This is a genomic window from Edaphobacter sp. FHG110511_03, assembly GCF_059115365.1.
The window spans coordinates 1-284 of sequence record NZ_JBZYWL010000072.1 but is presented as its reverse complement, the minus strand read 5'-3'; the positions used below and the strand labels follow the sequence as shown (position 1 = coordinate 284).

Genomic DNA, 284 nt, shown 5'->3' with positions numbered 1-284 from the left:
TTGGCGTAAGTCGGCATCGATCCTAGCTGGTGTGTTGATCACTTCCGGGGTGAATAGGATGGTATCGATGGGCAGGTCGTCTGATGCGTCCGCGCTCCAACGATCGAAAGGAACGATCTTTTCGACTCGACTGTGATGAACGGCGGAGAGCGTCTTGCCTACTCCTGGCGCTCCGTAGCACAGGCCGATGTAGCGGTCTCGGCGGCAAGCCTCGCAGAACTCCACGAATCGTTTATATTCCAGCGTCTCTACAAAGACTGGCTGTTCAGTATTCGTTGAAGTAT

General features: G+C 54.2%; 1 protein-coding gene. It reads right to left on the bottom strand.

The window, feature by feature from the left end; all coding sequences use genetic code 11:
- The coding region (locus tag AC5S26_RS29995) for a P-loop NTPase family protein (protein ID WP_494188615.1) at positions 1-284 on the bottom strand (284 nt) is incomplete at both ends.